The organism is Streptomyces sp. AM8-1-1, from assembly GCF_032229325.1.
Classification (GTDB): Bacteria; Actinomycetota; Actinomycetes; order Streptomycetales; family Streptomycetaceae; genus Streptomyces; species Streptomyces achmelvichensis.
In genome coordinates this window covers 4,727,975-4,744,883 of the sequence record NZ_CP135086.1, presented here as the reverse complement: position 1 = coordinate 4,744,883, position 16,909 = coordinate 4,727,975, and the positions used below count along the sequence as shown (strand labels likewise).

Below are 16,909 nucleotides of genomic sequence, written 5' to 3'. Positions count from 1 at the left end.
GGGTGGCTGGGGTGGGTCGCCCGCCGGGGTGAGGGAGTTGTCCACATGCGGTGGACCGTCCACAGGCTCCGGCGGGAGGCGCGTGAGAGGTGGATCGTGAGGACCGTTCGGTCCTTCGACTCCCCTTCTCACGACAGGTGGTACGTGCCATGTCGCTCCTGCCTCCCTCTTCCGCGCCCGCTCCCACGGGCGTTCCGCCCTTCGCTCCGCTGCGCGTGCGCGGCGGAGCACATCGGCTGCGGAGGGCGATGCGTCGCCGCCGAAGGGCGCTCGCGGCCGGTCTCGCCCTGACGGCGGCGGCCCTTGCGGCATCGGGCGCCCGGGGAGCGGACGCTCCCGGTGGCGGGGCCCGTGCGGCCTCTCCGCCGCGAGCTGCGAAGCCCGCCGCCGAGATGGTGTCCGCCCCCGTCCGGATCGCGGATGCGGCGACCGTGCGGCTCCTGCGGCCGGGTGACCGGGTGGATGTGATCGCCGCGCCCAACTCCCCCGCGGGGCAGGGGACAGCGGTTGCCCGAGTCGTCGCCACCAGCGCCCGGGTGGCCGAAGTACCGGACTCGGCGGACTCCACCGCCGACAGCGGCGCCCTGGTCGTGCTGTCCGTTCCACGAGCCACCGCGGCCCAGCTCGCCGGCGCGGGCACGACCTCCCGTCTGGCGGTGACGGTGTGCTGACCCCGACGCGAGCGACGAGACCCCGGTGGTCGGTCACCAGTCGCACTGGCGTGCCGTCAGGTCACCTCCCCTCCCCCCGGCGATTGGACAGTACGACCGGGCGCTGTCGTAGGTTGCGAGGGTTTGTTTCGGTGACCTGCACATGCGAAGAAGGGTTCATTGGTGAGCGAGAAGAAGGTCAGCGTCCTGGAGGGCTTCAAGGCCTTCCTGATGCGCGGCAATGTCATCGACCTGGCCGTCGCGGTCGTCATCGGTGCGGCATTCACCCAGATCGTGAACGCCGTGGTGAAGGGCGTCATCAATCCGCTGGTCGGCGCCTTCGGCACCAAGAACCTCGACTCCTACAGCTCCTGCCTCAAGGGAACCTGCCGGGAGGTGAACGGCGAGATCGACGGCATCAAGATCATGTGGGGTTCCGTCCTCGGCGCGACGCTCACCTTCCTGATCACGGCCGCCGTCGTCTATTTCCTGATGGTGCTCCCGATGTCCAAGTACCTGGCCAGGAAGGCGGAGCGGGACGCGGCGAAGGAAGGCGCGAAGGAGATCGTCGAGCTGAGCGAGCTGGAGGTGCTCAAGGAGATCCGCGACGCCGTCGTGGCTCAGTCGCAGCGCGGTTCGGGGCACGACCGCCCCTAGGTGTATTGACCTGGAGCGCGCCGGTTCGGAGGGGGTGGGCTCGGGCGGGGCGGCTCGGACGTGGCGGGGCTCAGATGTGGTGGGGCGGCTTCTCGTCGAGGAAGCGCGCCAGATCATCGGCGCTCCCACCGCTCGCGGAGGGCCGCTCGCCCCACCCGCGGTCCGTATCGTCCGAGGACTGCTGGTCCAGCGGATCGTCGAAGTCGATCCTCGGCTTCGGGGGCTGCTGCCGGGGCTGCTTCGCGTCTCGCGGTCCGGGGGCGGGGGCGGCACTCATGCCTCCAGGGTACGGCGACGGCCAGGCCCCTCCTCGCGGCCGAGACCCGGCCCGCGACCACGACCCACGCCCGACCCGTGGTCGCGACCCGAACAGCACGATCCGTGGTCGCGACCCGAACAGCACGATCCGGCCCGGCCCGGTCCGATCGCCGGGCCCTTATCCAGCCCCAGCCCCCGATCCAGCCCCTGCTCGCGGCCCGAGCCGCGTCCGGACCGCATGGGATCGGCCCGCATCCCTGGCCGCACCCGGGTCCGCTCCTCGCCTGACGCCCCGCGCACCGGTGCCGCACCCCGGACGTGCGGGACGGGATGGTCGCCGCGCGTCTGGGTGCCGCGCCTCTGGGTGCCGGGGCGCGCCCGCTCTGCTGTGCTGGGTACATGACGTCCTCAGCCACCGGACCCGGCTTCGGGCCACTGCGCCGCATGACTCCCCGCAGTCGCGACGAGGAGCACCGCTCGGCCACACCGCTCGAGCTCTTCTTCGATCTGTGTTTCGTCGTCGCCGTGGCCCAGGCGGGCCTTCAGCTCGTCCACGCCCTCGCCGAGGGGCACCCCGGCACCGGCGTCATCGGCTATGCCTACGTCTTCTTCGGCGTGTGGTGGGCCTGGATGAACTTCACTTGGTTCGCCTCGGCGTACGACTGCGACGACGTGCCCTACCGGATCGCCACGTTCTTCCAGATCGCCGGCGTCCTCGTCTACGCGGCCGGGGTGCCCCGGGCCTTCAACGACAACGACTGGACCGTTGCCGTCGTCGGGTACCTGATCATGCGCGCGGCCCTGACGACGCAGTGGCTGCGAGCAGCCGCCGCCGAGAGCGGCCCGGCCAGAAGGACGACGCTGACGTACGCGGCCAGCCTGGTGGTGTGCCAGGCCGGCTGGGTGGTTCTGCTGTTCGTGCCGGACGACTGGAAGCGCTGGCTGTTCCTCGTCGTGGTCGTGGCCGAACTGCTGATCCCGATGATCGCCGAACGCAACCATCAGACGCCGTGGCACGCTCACCACATCAGCGAGCGGTACGGCCTCTTCACCCTGATCGTGCTGGGCGAGACGATGGCCGCCAGCACCGTCGCCGTGCAGTCCGCGCTGGACGAGAACGAGGCTCTCGGGAAGCTGCTGCCCATCGCGGGCGGCGGTCTGCTGATCGTGTTCTCCGCCTGGTGGATCTACTTCGCCGTGCCGGCCCACGAACGGCTGGTCTCCAACCGGCAGGCCATCCCCTGGGGCTACGGGCACCTCCTGATCTTCGGGTCGGCCGCCGCGATCGGTGCCGGCATCGAGGTGGCGGTCGAGCACGCGATCGGAAAGGCCCACATCAGCTCCTTCGCCGCGGCGGCGGCCGTCACCGTCCCGGCGGCGCTGTTCATGTTCATGGTCTGGCTGCTGCACGCGCGCTACTTCAAGCGCGGCAAGGCGCAGCAGCTGGACCTGCCGGCGGGCGCGGCGGTGATCCTCGCCTGTACGTTCGCGGGTGATGCGGCCGTCCTGCTGGCAGGGCTGGCCTCGGCGGCCACGGTGGCCGTGGGCCTGTTCCTGAGCACCCAGCACCCGGACGCCTATCCCCGTGATACGCAAGGGACATGACCCAGTCAGCGGACAGGACCCGCCACGACGCACTGACCGATGTGGCCGGGCTGCGTGTCGGCCACGCGCGCGTGGCGGGCGACGGCGCGCTCAGCGGCACCACCGTCGTCCTCGCTCCCGAAGGCGGGGCGATCGCTGCCGTCGACGTGCGGGGAGGCGGCCCCGGTACACATGAGACGGACGCGCTCGACCCGCGCAATCTGGTTCAACGGATCGACGCCGTGGTCCTGACCGGCGGCAGCGCCTTCGGGCTGGACTCGACGGCCGGTGTGATGGCCTGGCTGGAGGAGCAGGGGCGGGGCGTTCCGGTCGGCGGACCCGGCCGGGTCGTTCCGGTGGTGCCGGCCGCCTGTGTCTTCGACCTGGGCCGCGGCGGTGACTGGAAGGCGCGGCCCGATGCGTCGACCGGGCGGGCGGCCGTCGAGGATGCCGCTCGCACGGAGACCGGCGCGCGGGTCGCGACGGGCGGCGTCGGGGCAGGCACGGGCGCTGTGATCGGCGGCCTCAAGGGCGGTGTCGGCACGGCGAGCACGGTGCTCGACTCCGGCGTCACGGTCGCGGCCCTCGTGGTCGCGAACGCGGCGGGCTCTGCGGTCGATCCGGCCACCGGCGTGCTCTACGGGCAGTACATCCAGGGGCCGGTGCGGTATCCGACCGCGGAGGTGCACGCGGCCGCGACCCGGCGGCTGGAGGAGGCACGGGCGGCGGGCGGCCCACCACCGCTCAACACCACCCTTGTCGTCGTCGGCACCGACGCCGCCCTCACCCGCGCCCAGGCGCAGAAGCTCGCGGGCACCGCGCACGACGGCATCGCGCGCGCCGTACGGCCGGTGCATCTCCTCAGCGACGGCGACACCGTGTTCACCCTCGCCACCGGTGCGATGCCGCTGGATGCGGCGAATCCCCTCGCGCTCAACGACGTTCTCGCGGCCGGCGCGGACGTGGTGACGCGGGCCATCGTGCAGGCGGTCCTCGCGGCACAGGGCATCGAGGGACCGGGCGGGGTCTTCCCCGCGTACCGGGAGCTGTACGACATCGGCAGACCTACGTGACATGACGGTCCGTCGAGTGCGGGGAACTTCACAATGAGCCCCTTCGTTTTCCCGAACGCAGGACACGTTGTCAGACCCAGGGGCTACGTTTAGCAACCACCAAGTGACTTGCGGCGACGGCCTGGAGACCCACCTTGAACGATCCGTACGAGACAACCGAGGCGCACCTCGAGCGACTCCTCGGTCGGGCGCTCAACTCCTTCGATCTGCCCGACGCGACGGTCGGGCGGCTCGACTCGGCGCTGGCTCACGCGAGTTCGCTGCACTCCTCGCACCACAGCGCGGTCCTGGACCGCGTGACGTACCGGCATGCGTATCTGCTCAGCGACGGGAGTTCGCTCGTCCTGTGGGAGCTCGTCCACAGCACCGGGCGGAGCGGCGCCGAGCAGCACGAGCTCTACACCGAGGAGTCGGAGGCGCGGCTCGCCGCGTCCCGGCTGCCCTCCGGCTTCCCGGGGTTCGCCACGGCGGACGGCGATTCCGCTTCCGGGGCCGCCGGGCTGATCTTCAGCGACCTGGGCGCGGACCTCGACGCCGACTTCGAGCTCCTCGCCGCCCTCATGACCGCACCCCCGGCCGCGCTCCCCCGGATGTACGTCCCGGACAACTCCGCGGACCACGCCCGCCGGGTCCTGCGCCGCGCCGAGAACGGCGACCGGCCGGGCGAGGAGACCGCAGGGCTGCTGCGCGCGGCGTTCGCCCACCACATCACGCAGGTCTTCGGCCGTCAGTACCGGGTGGACGGCAAGGACGCGGGCTTCACCCTGTACGAGCACGCGTTCCTGCTGCTCGACGGCACCGAGACGAGCCTGTGGGAGGTCGAGCACACGGCCACCCCGGACGGCCGCCACATGTGCGAGGTGTACGGATCGGAGCACACCGCGCGCGAAGCCATGGAGCTCCGCGCACGGGTGCGCTGACCGGGCCTGCCGCCCAGGAATTCGGCGCCGGCCGTCAGGCGGCGGCGAGGACCTTGGTCTCCTCCTCGGCCTGCGCGGGTGCCTGTCCCGGCTGTGCCTTGCGGAGTCCCTTGAGCAGGACGACCGTCGCGGTGCTGACCAGCGTGCCGGCGACGATCGCGACGAGGTAGAGGAACGGGTTGCCGATCAGCGGCACCACGAAGATGCCGCCGTGCGGGGCGCGCAGCGTGCAGTCGAAGGCCATCGACAGCCCGCCGCTGACCGCGCCGCCCGCCATCGCCGCCGGGATCACCCGGAGCGGGTCGGCCGCGGCGAACGGGATCGCGCCCTCCGTGATGAACGAAGCACCCAGCACCCAGGCCGCCTTGCCGTTCTCCCGCTCCGTCCTGGTGAACAGCCGCTTGCGTACGACGGTGGCGAGGGCCATCGCCAGCGGCGGCACCATGCCGGCGGCCATCACCGCGGCCATGACCTTCAGCGAGCCCTCGTTGGGGTTGGCCAGCCCGCCGACCGCGAAGGCGTAGGCGACCTTGTTCAGCGGACCGCCGAGGTCGAAGCACATCATCAGCCCGAGGATGACGCCCAGGATCACGGCGTTGGCGCCGGAGAGGCCGGACAGCCAGTCGGTGAGCGCCTTTTGCAGCCCGGCGATCGGCTTGCCGACGACCAGGAACATCAGGAAGCCGACGACCGCGGACGAGACGAGCGGGATCACGACGACGGGCATGATGCCGCGCAGTGGTGCGGGGATCGGGACGCGTTGGATGGCCATCACCGTCGCACCCGCGAGGAGTCCGGCGATCAGGCCGCCGAGGAAGCCGGCGTTGATGGTGAGGGCGATCGCGCCGCCGACGAATCCGGGGACCAGACCGGGACGGTCGGCCATGCCGTAGGCGATGTAGCCGGCCAGTACGGGCACCAGGAAGCTGAAGGCGAGCCCGCCGACCTGGAAGAGGAGCGCGGCCCAGCTCGTGTGGTCGGTCCATGCGAAGTGCTCGGCGACGGACTTGGCGTCGGAGATCTCGTAGCCGCCGATGGCGAAGCCGAGGGCGATGAGGAGCCCGCCGGCGGCGACGAAGGGCACCATGTAACTGACGCCGCTCATCAGCCACTTGCGGAGCCGGGTGCCGTTGCCGTCGCCGGAGTCTCCCGCGGAGTCGGCGGGTGCGGCCGAGCCCGCGCTGACCTCACCGCGTTCGGCCTTGCCCCGTACCTCGTCGACGAGTGCCGCCGCCCTGCTGATTCCGGCCTTCACGCCGACGTCGACGGTGGGCTTCCCGGCAAAGCGGGCCTTGTCCCGTACGGGGACGTCGTGGGCGAAGATCACACCGTCCGCGGCCCGCACGGTCTCGGGGTCGAGCCGGGTGAATCCGGCCGAGCCCTGCGTCTCGACGTCGATGTGGACACCGGCCGCCTCGGCCGCCTTCTGGAGCGATTCGGCGGCCATGTAGGTGTGGGCGATGCCGGTGGGGCAGGAGGTGACGGCGACGATCCGGAAGGGCGCGTCGTCGTCGCGGGCGGGTGGGGCCTGGGTGGGTGAGTCCTGGGCAGGCGCGGCCTGGGTGGGTGCGTCCTGGGCAGGTGCGGCCTGGGTGGGTGCGTCCTCCGCGGGTACCGCCACCGCGGGTGCGGGCGTGACCGCCGCCTCGGCCGGTCCGGCTGCCGTCTCCGGTTCACCGGGAGATTCCGGCCCGGCGGCCGGCTCGGCCCCCGTCGCCGGGGCCTCGCCGCGGATCAGGGAGGCCGCGGCGGGCGCGTCCGTCGTCGTCCTGAGCGCCGAGGTGAACGACTCGTCCATCAGCCGGCGGGCCAGCGACGACAGGATCGTCAGATGCGCGTCGTCCGCGCCCGCCGGGGCCGCTATCAGGAAGATCAGGTCCGCCGGACCGTCCGGGGCACCGAAGTCGACACCCGCGGCACTGCGGCCGAACGCCAGCGTCGGCTCCGTGACATGCGCGCTGCGGCAGTGCGGGATGCCGATACCGCCGTCCAGACCGGTCGGCATCTGCGCCTCGCGTGCGGCCACGTCCCCGAGGAACCCCTCGAGGTCCGTGACCCGGCCGAGTGCCACCATCCGTTCGGCCAGCGAGCGGGCCGCGGCCTCCTTCGTCGTCGCGGCCAGGTCGAGGTCGACCAGGTCCGCGGTGATCATCTCGCTCATCGCGGGCTCCCTTGCTCGGTGAGTACTCGGTCCAGAGGGATGTCCGCCGTCACCGTGACGGCGGACGGGTCGAGATCGGCCGGGGTCGGCATCACGCTGCCCGGCAGTTGCACGGCGGCGGCACCGTGCGCGACCGCGGCGGCCAGTGCGACCGGCCCCTCGCCGCCCGCCGCGAGGAATCCGGCGAGAGACGCGTCGCCCGCGCCGACGTTGCTACGGACGGTGGACACGGGCGCGTGGCCGAACCAGGTGCCCGCGGCGCAGGACAGCAGCTGGCCGTCGCCGCCCAGGCTGGCCAGTACCGCCCGCGCCCCCAGCTCCCGTAGCTCCTCGGCCGCCTTGACCGCATCGCCGACGGTGGCGAGGGGGCGGCCGACGGCCTGCGCGAGTTCGTCGGCGTTGGGCTTGACGACGTCAGGGTGTGAACGCAGCGCCGCGAGCAGGGAGGGGCCCGAGGTGTCGAGGGCCACCCGGGCTCCGGCCGCGTGCGCGCGGGCGACCAACTCGGCGTACCACTCGGGTGCGAGGCCCCTCGGCAGACTGCCGCAGCAGGCGATCCATGACGCCGACGCACAGTGCGCCGTGGTGATGGACAGGAGTGACTCGGCTTCCGCGGTGGACAGTTCGGGGCCAGGCGCGTTGATCTTGGTGAGGGTGCCGTCCGGTTCGGCGAGCGCGATGTTGGAACGCGTCCCGCCGGTGACCGGGACCGCGGCGACCTCGATGCCCTGTCCGGCGAGCAGTTCCGCGACGAGCGCGCCGGGCGCCCCACCGAGCGGCATGACGGCGACCGTGCGGTGACCCGCGGCCGCGACGGCCCGCGACACGTTGACGCCCTTGCCGCCCGGGTCCATCCGCTCGGCGGTGGCGCGCAGTACCTCGCCGCGGTCCAGCGCCGGGACCTCGTACGTACGGTCCAGTGACGGGTTCGGGGTGACGGTGAGAATCATGCGCGTACGACTTCCGTGCCCGCGGCCTCGATCGCCGCGGCGTCCTTCGGGGCGAGCCCGCTGTCGGTGATGAGCAGGTCGACGTCGGCGAGGTCCCCGAAGCGGGCGAAGTGCTCCTCGCCGTGCTTGGCCGAGTCCGCGAGCAGCACCACACGCCGGGCGGCGGAGACCATCGCGCGCTTCACGGAGGCTTCCGCGAGATCCGGGGTGGTGAGGCCGTGTTCCGCGGAGAAGCCGTTGGCGCCGAGGAAGGCGACATCGGCGCGGACCTCTCCGTACGCCCGGAGCGCCCAGGCGTCGACCGCCGCGCGCGTACGGTGCCGGACCCTGCCGCCCACCAGGTGGAGGTCGATCCCGGGATGGTCCGCGAGCCGGGCGGCCACCGGCAGGGCGTGGGTGACGACGGTGAGGGAGCACTCCAGCGGGAAAACTCCCGCGAGCCGTCCCACGGAGGAGCCGGCGTCGAGGATCACGCTGCCGTCGGTGGGGAGTTCGGCGAGGGCCGCCTGTGCGATGCGGTCTTTCTCGTCGGCCGCCGTCGACTCGCGCTCGGACAGATCGGGCTCGAAGTCGAGCCGCCCGGCCGGGATGGCGCCGCCGTGCACACGGCGCACGAGCCCCGCGCGGTCGAGGGCCTTGAGGTCGCGCCGGATGGTCTCGGCGGTGACCTGGAACTCCTCGGCGAGAGACAGCACGTCGACTCGGCCGCCGTCGCGGGCGAGACGCAGGATCTCCTGCTGGCGCTCCGGTGCGTACATGTGGTTTTACATCCGTTCCATGCCCGACCCTGTGGTTTTGAGGGGAGAGTACGCCTGGATTTCGGCAAAGTAAACAGATACGGGCGGCGGACGGACACGTTCGGGCGGTGCGGTGCGGTGTGCGGTGCGCGGTGTGCGCCTGAGGTCCGGTCGGCCGATGGGTGGCGCGGGCAGCGGAGGGGCGCGGACAGCGGAAGGGCCCGGCCCGGGATCTCGTCCCCGGCCGGGCCCTTCCGTGTGCGGTTGTGTCCGCGGCTCAGTGCGTCAGTACGGGCTCCCGCTCCGGCGCCGCCTCGCCGCCCGCTTCCGCGCCCTCCAGATGCTGCTTCGGCCGCGAGGGCAGTGCGAACATCACCAGGAAGATCAGACCCAGTACGCCGACCGCCCACCACAGCGAGTTCTGGAACGCCTCGCCGAACGCCTTGCCCACCGCGCTCGGCGCGATCCTGTCGTCGATCGAGCCGAAGAAGACCACCGAGACCAGTCCGAGCCCCAGCGCGTTGCCCATCTGCATCGTCGTATTGATCAGCCCGGACGCCGAACCGGCGTGCTCGTGCGGCACGTCGGAGAGCACCGCGTCCGTCAGCGGGGCCACGATCAGGCCCATGCCGAGGCCCATCACGACGAGCGGCAGCATCATCTGCCAGGAGTGGATCGCCGTGCCGTACCGCCCGGCCTCCCAGATGTAGAGCAGCATTCCCGCGGCCATCGTGACCGCGCCCGCCTGGAGCACCTTGCGTCCAAAGCGCGGCACCAGCTTCTGCACGGAGATTCCGGCCGCCGCCGACACCGCGATCGAGAACGGAACACCGGTCAGACCCGCCCGCAGCGGGCTCCAGCCCAGGCCGATCTGCATGTAGAGCGTCCAGACCAGGAAGAAGACTCCGCAGACGATGCCGAACGTGAGCTGCACGGCGATGCCGGCCGCGAAACTCTTCACCCTGAACAGCGACAGCTCGACCAGCGGCGAACCGTCCCTGCGCGTCTTGTGCTTCTCGTACGCCACGAACGCGCCGAACACCAACAGGCTGCCGGCCATGCACAGATGACCCCACAGCGGCCAGCCCAGCTCACGGCCGCGGGTCAGCGGGTAGATCAGCATCAGCAGGCCGAGCGTCACGAGCACGACACCGATCAGGTCGAGCCGCAGCGCCTTCGGGGCACGGGACTCGGTGATGTACTTGCGGCCGAGGATCAGACCGGCGATGCCGACAGGCAGGTTGATCAGGAAGATCGGCCGCCATTCGAGGCCGAACAGGTTCCACTGGGTCAAAAGTGCGCCGAGCAGCGGGCCGGAGACCGCGCCGAGACCGATGACCGCGCCGAACATCCCGAAGACCTTGCCGCGTTCGTGCGCCGGGAAGGTGGCGTGGATGATCGCCAGGACCTGCGGCACCATCAGGGCCGCGGTCGCGCCCTGGAGGAGGCGCGAGGCCACCAGCATCTCCTCGTTCGCCGCGAACCCGCACAGCGCGGAGGCGAGCGTGAAGCCGGTGATGCCGATGAGGAAGAGCCGCTTGCGGCCGTAGATGTCGCCGAGCCGGCCGCCCGTGATCAGACCGGCGGCGAAGGCGAGCGCGTATCCGGCGGTGATCCACTGGATCGCGCCGAACGACGCTCCGAGGTCGCGCTCGATGCTGGGGATCGCGATGTTGACGATCGTGACGTCGACCAGATCCATGAAGGCCGCGGTCATGACGATGGCGAGCGCGATCCAGCGCCTTCGGTCCGAAGCCGTAGCGGGTACGGCGGGCTGTGAACTCATAAGAAGAAAGTTAGAGGTGATATAGGTCAGCTCATGTCCTAGATGCGAGGCATCCTGAGAGACATGACGGACACTCCGGCACGACTGCTGAATCTGCTCTCCCTCCTCCAGACTCCGCGCGAGTGGCCGGGCAGCGAGCTCGCCGAGCGCCTCGCCGTGAGCCCGCGGACGATCCGGCGGGACATCGACCGGCTCCGGGATCTGGGATATCCGGTCGAGGCGACGATGGGCGCGGTCGGGGGCTACCGGCTGGTGGCGGGCGCCGCGATGCCGCCGTTGCTCCTCGACGACGAGGAGGCGGTCGCCATCGCGGTGGGGCTGCGGGCCGGTGCGGGCCATGCGATCGAAGGTATCGAGGAGGCGTCCGTACGGGCGCTGGCCAAACTGGAACAGGTGCTGCCGTCGCGGCTGCGGCACCGCGTCACGACGCTCCAGGCCGCGACGGTTCCGCTGACGCGGGGTGACGGCGCGACGATCGACCCGCAGACGCTGACAGTGATCGCGGGGGCGGCGAGCGGGCGGGAGCGGCTGCGGTTCGGTTACCGGGCGGGCGACGGCACGGAGACGAAGCGCTTGGTGGAGCCGTACCGGCTGGTGTCGACGGGGCGCCGGTGGTACCTGGTGGCGTACGACGGGGGGCGGGAGGACTGGCGGACGTTCCGGGTCGACCGGATCTCGGAGCCGTTCGCGACGGGGGCGAGGTTCGAGCCGAGGGAACTGCCGACGGGGAGCGCGGAGGCGCTGCTGGGAGCGACGATGTCGCGGCAGCCGGAGCTGGAGGTGGACGTGAGCTTCGATGCGCCGGCGGAGTTCGTGGTGGCGAGGCTGCCGGAGTCGTTCGGCTCGCCGGTACCGACGCCGGGGGGCGGGTGCCGGCTGCGGACGCGCTCGGTGGACTCGGTGGAGTGGCTGGCGCTTCGACTGGCGCTGGTGGACTGCGAGTTCAGGGTGCATGGGCCGGGGGTGCTGGTGGAGTACGTGACGGATCTGGGGAGGCGGTTGGTGAGGGCGTCGGGGTGAGGGGCGGGGGCCTCGGGCCGTTGTGCGGCGTCGGGCGCTTGGGCCTCGGGCCTTTGTCCGGCGTCGGGCCCTGGGCCGGGCTGGGCGCTTGCCCCTCGGGCCCCTGTCCGGCGTCGGGTCCGGGGGCCCTCCGGGCTCGACTCCTCGGGGTCGGCGGCGTACAGGTCTGCTGTGTTGGTCACCCGGGTGTTGCCGCCGATCCCCTGCGGGGACGACCCTGCACGCCCCCTGCCGGGGTCGAGGACGAACCTCGTTGCAGTGCGGGCACAGGCGAACCCGAGCCGGTTCGGGGTGCCCGATGGGATGCGGCGCGGAGCTGCCGCTACGAGGGGGTGGGGGCGCCAGCCCCACACAAACACCTCTCCACCCGCGCCTGACCGGGGCGACCAGCCAGCGCGGCGCGAAGCTGCCGCAGCGGGGGTGAGGGGCGCAGGCACAGCCACCAAGAGCTTTCCCAGCCGCACCGGACAGGTGCGCGGGCCCGACCGGCAGGGAGCCGCAACCCGCCAGAGGGTGGGAGCCGGCCGCACTCTCCTCACGCGCACCGGACCGCAGCTCGCGGGGTGTGAGGCGACAGCCCCTTCGTTTCGCATGAGCAAGTGCGCCAAGCCTCAGCGGCGCGAAGCTGCCGCAGCAGAGGTGTGGGGCACAGCCCCACAGGGACCTCTCCCCTCCGCACCGGCAGGTGCGGCTATCCAAGGCAGCGCGATGCTGCCGCAGGCACGGGTCCGTGGGTCCCCGAGACAGACGAGGACCCCGACACCGGGGGGGGAGGGTGCCGGGGTCCGTATAGGGGGCGGGGTGTCCGCCGAGGGTCAGGCCGCCGCGTCGAAGCCCGTGTCGCGCGCCATCCGCTTCAGTTCGAGCAGCGCGTGCTTCTCGATCTGGCGGATCCTTTCGCGCGTCAGGCCGTGCTCCTTGCCGACCTCCGTCAGCGTCCGCTCGCGGCCGTCCTCGATGCCGTACCGCATGCGGATGATCGACGCCGTACGGTTGTCGAGCTTGCCGATCAGGTCTTCCAGCTCCTCGCTGCGCAGCAGCGTGAGCACCGACTGTTCCGGTGAGACCGCCGACGTGTCCTCGAGGAGGTCGCCGAACTGCGTCTCGCCCGCGTCGTCCACCGCCATGTTGAGGCTGACCGGGTCGCGTGCCCAGTCGAGTACGTCGGAGACGCGCTCGGGCGTGGAGTCGAGCTCCTTCGCGATCTCCGTGGCCTCCGGCTCGCGGCCGTTCTCCCTGTTGAATTCGCGCTGCACCCTGCGGATGCGGCCGAGCTCCTCCACGAGGTGGACGGGGAGACGGATCGTGCGGGACTGGTCGGCTATGGAGCGGGTGATGGCCTGGCGGATCCACCACGTCGCGTACGTGGAGAACTTGAAGCCCTTCGCGTAGTCGAACTTCTCGACCGCGCGCACCAGGCCGGCGTTCCCCTCCTGGATCAGGTCGAGCAGGGGCAGTCCGCTGCGGGGGTAGCGACGGGCGACAGCCACGACGAGCCTGAGGTTGGAGCGGATGAAGACGTCCTTGGCGCGCTCGCCCTCGGCCACCAGTGCCTCGAGCTCCTCGCGCGTGGCTCCGTCGGCTTCGCTCTCCACCTCTTTCGCGAGGATCTGCTGGGCGTACACACCCGCCTCGATGGTCTGGGACAGCTCGACCTCCTTGGCGGCGTCGAGCAACGGCGTACGCGCGATCTCGTCGAGGTACATGCCGACCAGGTCGCGGTCGGCGATCTCCCCGCCTGCGCGAACGCTGCTTGCCCGGTCGGTCCCACTGGTCTCGGACTGACGGCGGGCGACGGCACGGGTTGCCATGCGAGCTCCCTTACTGAGTAGGTCGCGACACCCTCTCGGGTGCCCTGCATCCGAAGGAAACAACGACTGGAATCCGGACAGAATTCCCCGGGGCTGCGTCGATTTTGGTGATCTTGCAGTACCCTGTCCGGCCACCACCGGAGGACGAATGCCGCAGGGACGTACAGAAGTGCAGGTCAGGCCCGGGAGTGAGGCCGATCTCGTGGCCCTCACCGAGCTGTACAACCACTACATCCGTGAGACGGCCGTCACATTCGACACGGCCACGTTCACCCCCGAGCAGCGCCGCCCCTGGTTGCGCTCCCACCCTGAAGACGGCCCGCACCGTCTTCTGGTTGCTCGCGATGCCCCGAATGCGGGGACGTCACCCGGGGGAAGCCTGCTCGGTTACGCCACCAGTAGTCCCCTGCGCCCCAAGCCCGCGTACTCCACGTCGGTCGAGGTGAGCGTCTACTGCGCGCCCGAAGCCGCGGGCCGCGGCATCGGCACCCTGCTCTACACGGCCCTCTTCGAGGCGCTCGCCGGTGAGGATCTGCACCGGGCGTACGCCGGGATCGCCCTGCCGAACGAGGCCTCGGTCCGGCTGCACGACCGTTTCGGCTTCCGTCATCTCGGAACGTACGAGGAGGTGGGCCGGAAGTTCGACCGGTACTGGGATGTCGCCTGGTACGAGAAGAGGCTGGGGCCTGAGGACTAGGTCGCCGGACCGTTACGCCGCCGGAGCGCCGACCCTAGGGTCCCGTTCATGGACACCACGGGCGACACCACCGGCACCCCCGGAGACACCACCGGCACCCTCGACGAAGCACTGGAGCGGCTCCACTCGTCCGGCCCCGAGCGCGACGGCTGGCTGAGCAATCACGGTCCGATGGCCGTCGAGGCGCTGGTGCGGCACGGCAGATCGTCGTCCGTGCACCGCTGGCTCGACCACTACGGCAGCAAGCTGGAGGACATGCCGGAGCCGAGCACCCCGGTGACGGCGTCCGACTGGCGGGAGGCTCTCGGCGATCCGCGCCGCATCGCCGACTGGGCCGTGCACTTCGAGCGCGAGACCGCCGAACGCCCCTGGCGGGACGTACTCGCCGAGTGGTGGCCGCGGTTGCTGCCCGGCATCGCGGGCGGGGCCACGCATCCGGCGATCCGGGTGGGCCACGCCGTGCGCACCCTGCTCACCGGAGAGGAGACCGGTCCGCGGGTGACCGAGCTGGCACACGCGCTCGGCTACTGGGCCGCCCGGCATCTGCCGCTGCCCGAGCTGCGCACCCTGCCTCCGGAGGTGACCGCGGCGGCCGCGCTCGACGCCGTCCCGGCCGTGTCCGATCAAAGCGGCGGCATCCTGGACCGGCTCGGCCGGCTGACCGCTTTTCCCGCCTGGCCCGGCGCCACGGCCGACCCGGAAGCGGCCCGCGCGCAGCTTGTCGAGCTCGTCACCGCCGCCACCCATCGCTACGCGAGTCACGGGCACGGCGAGCCGGTCATGCTGGTGCACGCGGCGACCGCGCCCAATGCCGTGCTGCGCACCCTGCCGGCGCTCCCCCGCGAGCTGTGGGTGCCGAGTCTCGGGGCCGCGTGGGCCGCGAGTGCCGCGGTCACGGCCGCGTACACACCCGCCGAGGCCGCTCCGTACCGGCCCACGACGGCGAGCCCGGAGGAGATCTTCGAGCGGGCCGCCGCGCACGGCGACGATCACACGATCAAGTTCACCGACACCGCCCTGGACATCGGTGACCCGATCGCCCTGGCCGCGGCCGTCCGTTCGATCGAGCTCAACGAGCCCTTCCTCTGAGCGGCCCTCCGGGTGCCCGGCCTGCCGGTCAGCCGAACTGCACGGACCGCTTCGCCAGGCCCATCCAGAAGCCGTCGATCACGCTCTTCCCCGTCGCGAGATCGCCCTCGGACGCTCCGAGAGTGACGAAGAGCGGGGCGAAGTGCTCGGTGCGCGGATGGGCGAGCTTCCCGGCCGGGGACTTGTGCTCGAAGTCCAGCAGCGCGTCCACATCGGCGGCCGCCAGCGCCCGCTGGCCCCAGTCGTCGAACTCCGCCGACCAGCCAGGGATGCCGCCCTGCCGCAGCGCCGCCAGGTTGTGTGTGAAGAACCCGCTGCCGACGATCAGTACGCCCTCGTCCCGCAGCGGCGCCAGCCTGCGTCCGATCTCCATCAGCTTCTGGGGGTCGAGGGTGGGCATGGAGATCTGGAGAACGGGGATGTCGGCACCCGGGAACATCTCCACCAGCGGCACGTACGCGCCATGGTCGAGCCCGCGGTCCGGGATGTCCTGCACGGGCATCCCGGCGGTGCGGAGCATCTTGCGTACGGAGTCGGCGAGCGCGGGAGCGCCCGGCGCGTCGTACCGCACCCGGTAGTAGTGCTCGGGGAAGCCCCAGAAGTCGTACACCAGGGGCACGGACTCGGTCGCGCCCAGCGCGAGCGGGGCCTCCTCCCAGTGGGCGGAGACCATCAGGATCGCGCGCGGGCGCGGCAGACCGGCGGACCATGCGGCGAGCTCGCCGGGCCACACGGGGTCGTCGGCGAGCGGCGGAGCGCCGTGCGAGAGATAGAGGGCGGGCATCCGCTCCGTGACAGACGTGGCGTTCATGAGGCGACTCCCGATCTGCTTGAAGTTTCAAGCTACACCACAGCTTAGATCCACATTGTTCAAGTTTCAAGAACTGAGTCGTAGAGTGGAATAGTGGAATACATGAACACGGCATCCACCGGTGACGGCGAGAGCGGACCGCGCTGGCTCAGCGACGACGAACAGCGCGTCTGGCGCGCCTACTTGCACGCCACCATGCTGTTCGAGGACCACCTCGACCGCCAGTTGCAGCGGGACGCCGGCATGCCGCACGTCTACTACGGCCTGCTCGTCCAGCTCTCCCAGTCCCCGCACCGTCGCAAGCGGATGACGGAGCTGGCCATCGACGCCAAGATCACGCGCTCCCGGCTCTCGCACGCGATCGCGCGGCTGGAGAAGAACGGCTGGGTGCGCCGCGAGGACTGCCCCTCCGACAAGCGCGGCCAGAACGCCGTCCTGACGGAGGCCGGCTTCGACGTGCTGAAGGCAGCCGCACCCGCCCATGTCGAGGCGGTGCGCCAAGCCCTGTTCGACCGGCTCACCCCCGAACAGGTGGGCCAGCTGGGCGAGATCATGCGGATCATGTCCGACGCGCTCCAGCCGCAGGAGTCCGGCGCGGACCTCCCCTGGCTGCGCTGATCCGCGTACACATGGGGCTGCGCTGATCCGCGTACACGTGGGCGAAGGGCCCTGCCCGGGTTCACCCCGGGCAGGGCCCTTGTCGTA

At 71.3% G+C, this 16,909-nt stretch carries 16 protein-coding genes; 9 read left to right on the top strand and 7 right to left on the bottom strand.

What is annotated here, in order from left to right; all coding sequences use genetic code 11:
* Positions 1–248 precede the first annotated feature (248 nt).
* Both RPQ07_RS21460 and mscL read left to right on the top strand, forming a co-directional pair.
* Entirely contained in the window at positions 249–671 is a 423-nt protein-coding gene (locus RPQ07_RS21460; RefSeq protein WP_313945798.1) for an RcpC/CpaB family pilus assembly protein, read from the top strand.
* A gap of 162 nt (positions 672–833) precedes the next feature.
* Positions 834–1,307 (top strand): large conductance mechanosensitive channel protein MscL, encoded by a 474-nt coding sequence (mscL, locus tag RPQ07_RS21455; RefSeq protein WP_313945797.1) that lies wholly within the window; start codon positions 834–836, stop codon positions 1,305–1,307.
* 70 nt (positions 1,308–1,377) lie between these two features.
* Here mscL and RPQ07_RS21450 read toward each other — a convergent pair whose 3' ends face one another.
* Complete coding sequence (locus RPQ07_RS21450) at positions 1,378–1,584, bottom strand: hypothetical protein (RefSeq protein ID WP_313945796.1); 207 nt, start codon at positions 1,582–1,584, stop codon at positions 1,378–1,380.
* A 380-nt stretch (positions 1,585–1,964) separates the two neighbouring features.
* Here RPQ07_RS21450 and RPQ07_RS21445 point away from each other — a divergent pair, with 380 nt between their 5' ends.
* From RPQ07_RS21445 to RPQ07_RS21435, 3 genes are all read left to right on the top strand, one after another.
* Positions 1,965–3,170 carry a low temperature requirement protein A gene (locus tag RPQ07_RS21445; protein WP_313945795.1) on the top strand — a complete coding sequence of 402 codons (1,206 nt, stop codon included), beginning with the start codon at positions 1,965–1,967 and terminating at the stop codon, positions 3,168–3,170.
* On the top strand, positions 3,167–4,222 hold the full coding sequence (locus RPQ07_RS21440) for a P1 family peptidase (protein WP_313945794.1): 1,056 nt from the start codon (positions 3,167–3,169) through the stop codon (positions 4,220–4,222). The genes RPQ07_RS21445 and RPQ07_RS21440 overlap by 4 nt, the downstream gene beginning before the upstream one ends.
* A 134-nt stretch (positions 4,223–4,356) precedes the next feature.
* On the top strand, positions 4,357–5,142 hold the full coding sequence (locus RPQ07_RS21435; protein WP_313945793.1) for a DUF6227 family protein: 786 nt from the start codon (positions 4,357–4,359) through the stop codon (positions 5,140–5,142).
* A gap of 34 nt (positions 5,143–5,176) precedes the next feature.
* On the opposite strand, the gene RPQ07_RS21430 is transcribed toward RPQ07_RS21435, so the two are convergent.
* From RPQ07_RS21430 to RPQ07_RS21415, 4 genes are all read right to left on the bottom strand, one after another.
* On the bottom strand, positions 5,177–7,303 hold the full coding sequence (locus tag RPQ07_RS21430; RefSeq protein ID WP_313945792.1) for a fructose-specific PTS transporter subunit EIIC: 2,127 nt from the start codon (positions 7,301–7,303) through the stop codon (positions 5,177–5,179).
* Positions 7,300–8,253: a 1-phosphofructokinase gene (gene pfkB, locus RPQ07_RS21425; protein WP_313945791.1), complete on the bottom strand. Its 954-nt coding sequence runs from the start codon at positions 8,251–8,253 to the stop codon at positions 7,300–7,302. The genes RPQ07_RS21430 and pfkB overlap by 4 nt, the downstream gene beginning before the upstream one ends.
* On the bottom strand, positions 8,250–9,011 hold the full coding sequence (locus tag RPQ07_RS21420; RefSeq protein ID WP_313945790.1) for a DeoR/GlpR family DNA-binding transcription regulator: 762 nt from the start codon (positions 9,009–9,011) through the stop codon (positions 8,250–8,252). The genes pfkB and RPQ07_RS21420 overlap by 4 nt, the downstream gene beginning before the upstream one ends.
* Before the next feature lie 256 nt (positions 9,012–9,267).
* Entirely contained in the window at positions 9,268–10,776 is a 1,509-nt protein-coding gene (locus RPQ07_RS21415; RefSeq protein WP_313945789.1) for an MFS transporter, read from the bottom strand.
* A gap of 63 nt (positions 10,777–10,839) precedes the next feature.
* Between RPQ07_RS21415 and RPQ07_RS21410 the strand changes: the two genes are divergently transcribed.
* Positions 10,840–11,796: a YafY family protein gene (locus RPQ07_RS21410; RefSeq protein ID WP_313945788.1), complete on the top strand. Its 957-nt coding sequence runs from the start codon at positions 10,840–10,842 to the stop codon at positions 11,794–11,796.
* 815 nt (positions 11,797–12,611) lie between these two features.
* On the opposite strand, the gene RPQ07_RS21405 is transcribed toward RPQ07_RS21410, so the two are convergent.
* A complete protein-coding gene (locus RPQ07_RS21405; protein ID WP_313945787.1) occupies positions 12,612–13,607 on the bottom strand; it encodes an RNA polymerase sigma factor RpoD/SigA in 996 nt (331 codons plus the stop codon).
* A 148-nt stretch (positions 13,608–13,755) separates the two neighbouring features.
* On the opposite strand from RPQ07_RS21405, the gene RPQ07_RS21400 reads away from it, so the two are divergent.
* Both RPQ07_RS21400 and RPQ07_RS21395 read left to right on the top strand, forming a co-directional pair.
* Positions 13,756–14,304, top strand: a complete 549-nt coding sequence (locus tag RPQ07_RS21400; RefSeq protein WP_313945786.1) for a GNAT family N-acetyltransferase — start codon at positions 13,756–13,758, stop codon at positions 14,302–14,304.
* 48 nt (positions 14,305–14,352) lie between these two features.
* A complete protein-coding gene (locus RPQ07_RS21395; protein ID WP_313945785.1) occupies positions 14,353–15,393 on the top strand; it encodes a questin oxidase family protein in 1,041 nt (346 codons plus the stop codon).
* Positions 15,394–15,421: 28 nt separating this feature from the next.
* Here the strand turns inward: RPQ07_RS21395 and RPQ07_RS21390 are convergent, their stop codons facing one another.
* On the bottom strand, positions 15,422–16,204 hold the full coding sequence (locus RPQ07_RS21390; RefSeq protein ID WP_313945784.1) for a class III extradiol ring-cleavage dioxygenase: 783 nt from the start codon (positions 16,202–16,204) through the stop codon (positions 15,422–15,424).
* Between the two features lie 93 nt (positions 16,205–16,297).
* Between RPQ07_RS21390 and RPQ07_RS21385 the strand changes: the two genes are divergently transcribed.
* On the top strand, positions 16,298–16,822 hold the full coding sequence (locus RPQ07_RS21385; RefSeq protein WP_313945783.1) for a MarR family winged helix-turn-helix transcriptional regulator: 525 nt from the start codon (positions 16,298–16,300) through the stop codon (positions 16,820–16,822).
* Positions 16,823–16,909: the final 87 nt, after the last annotated feature.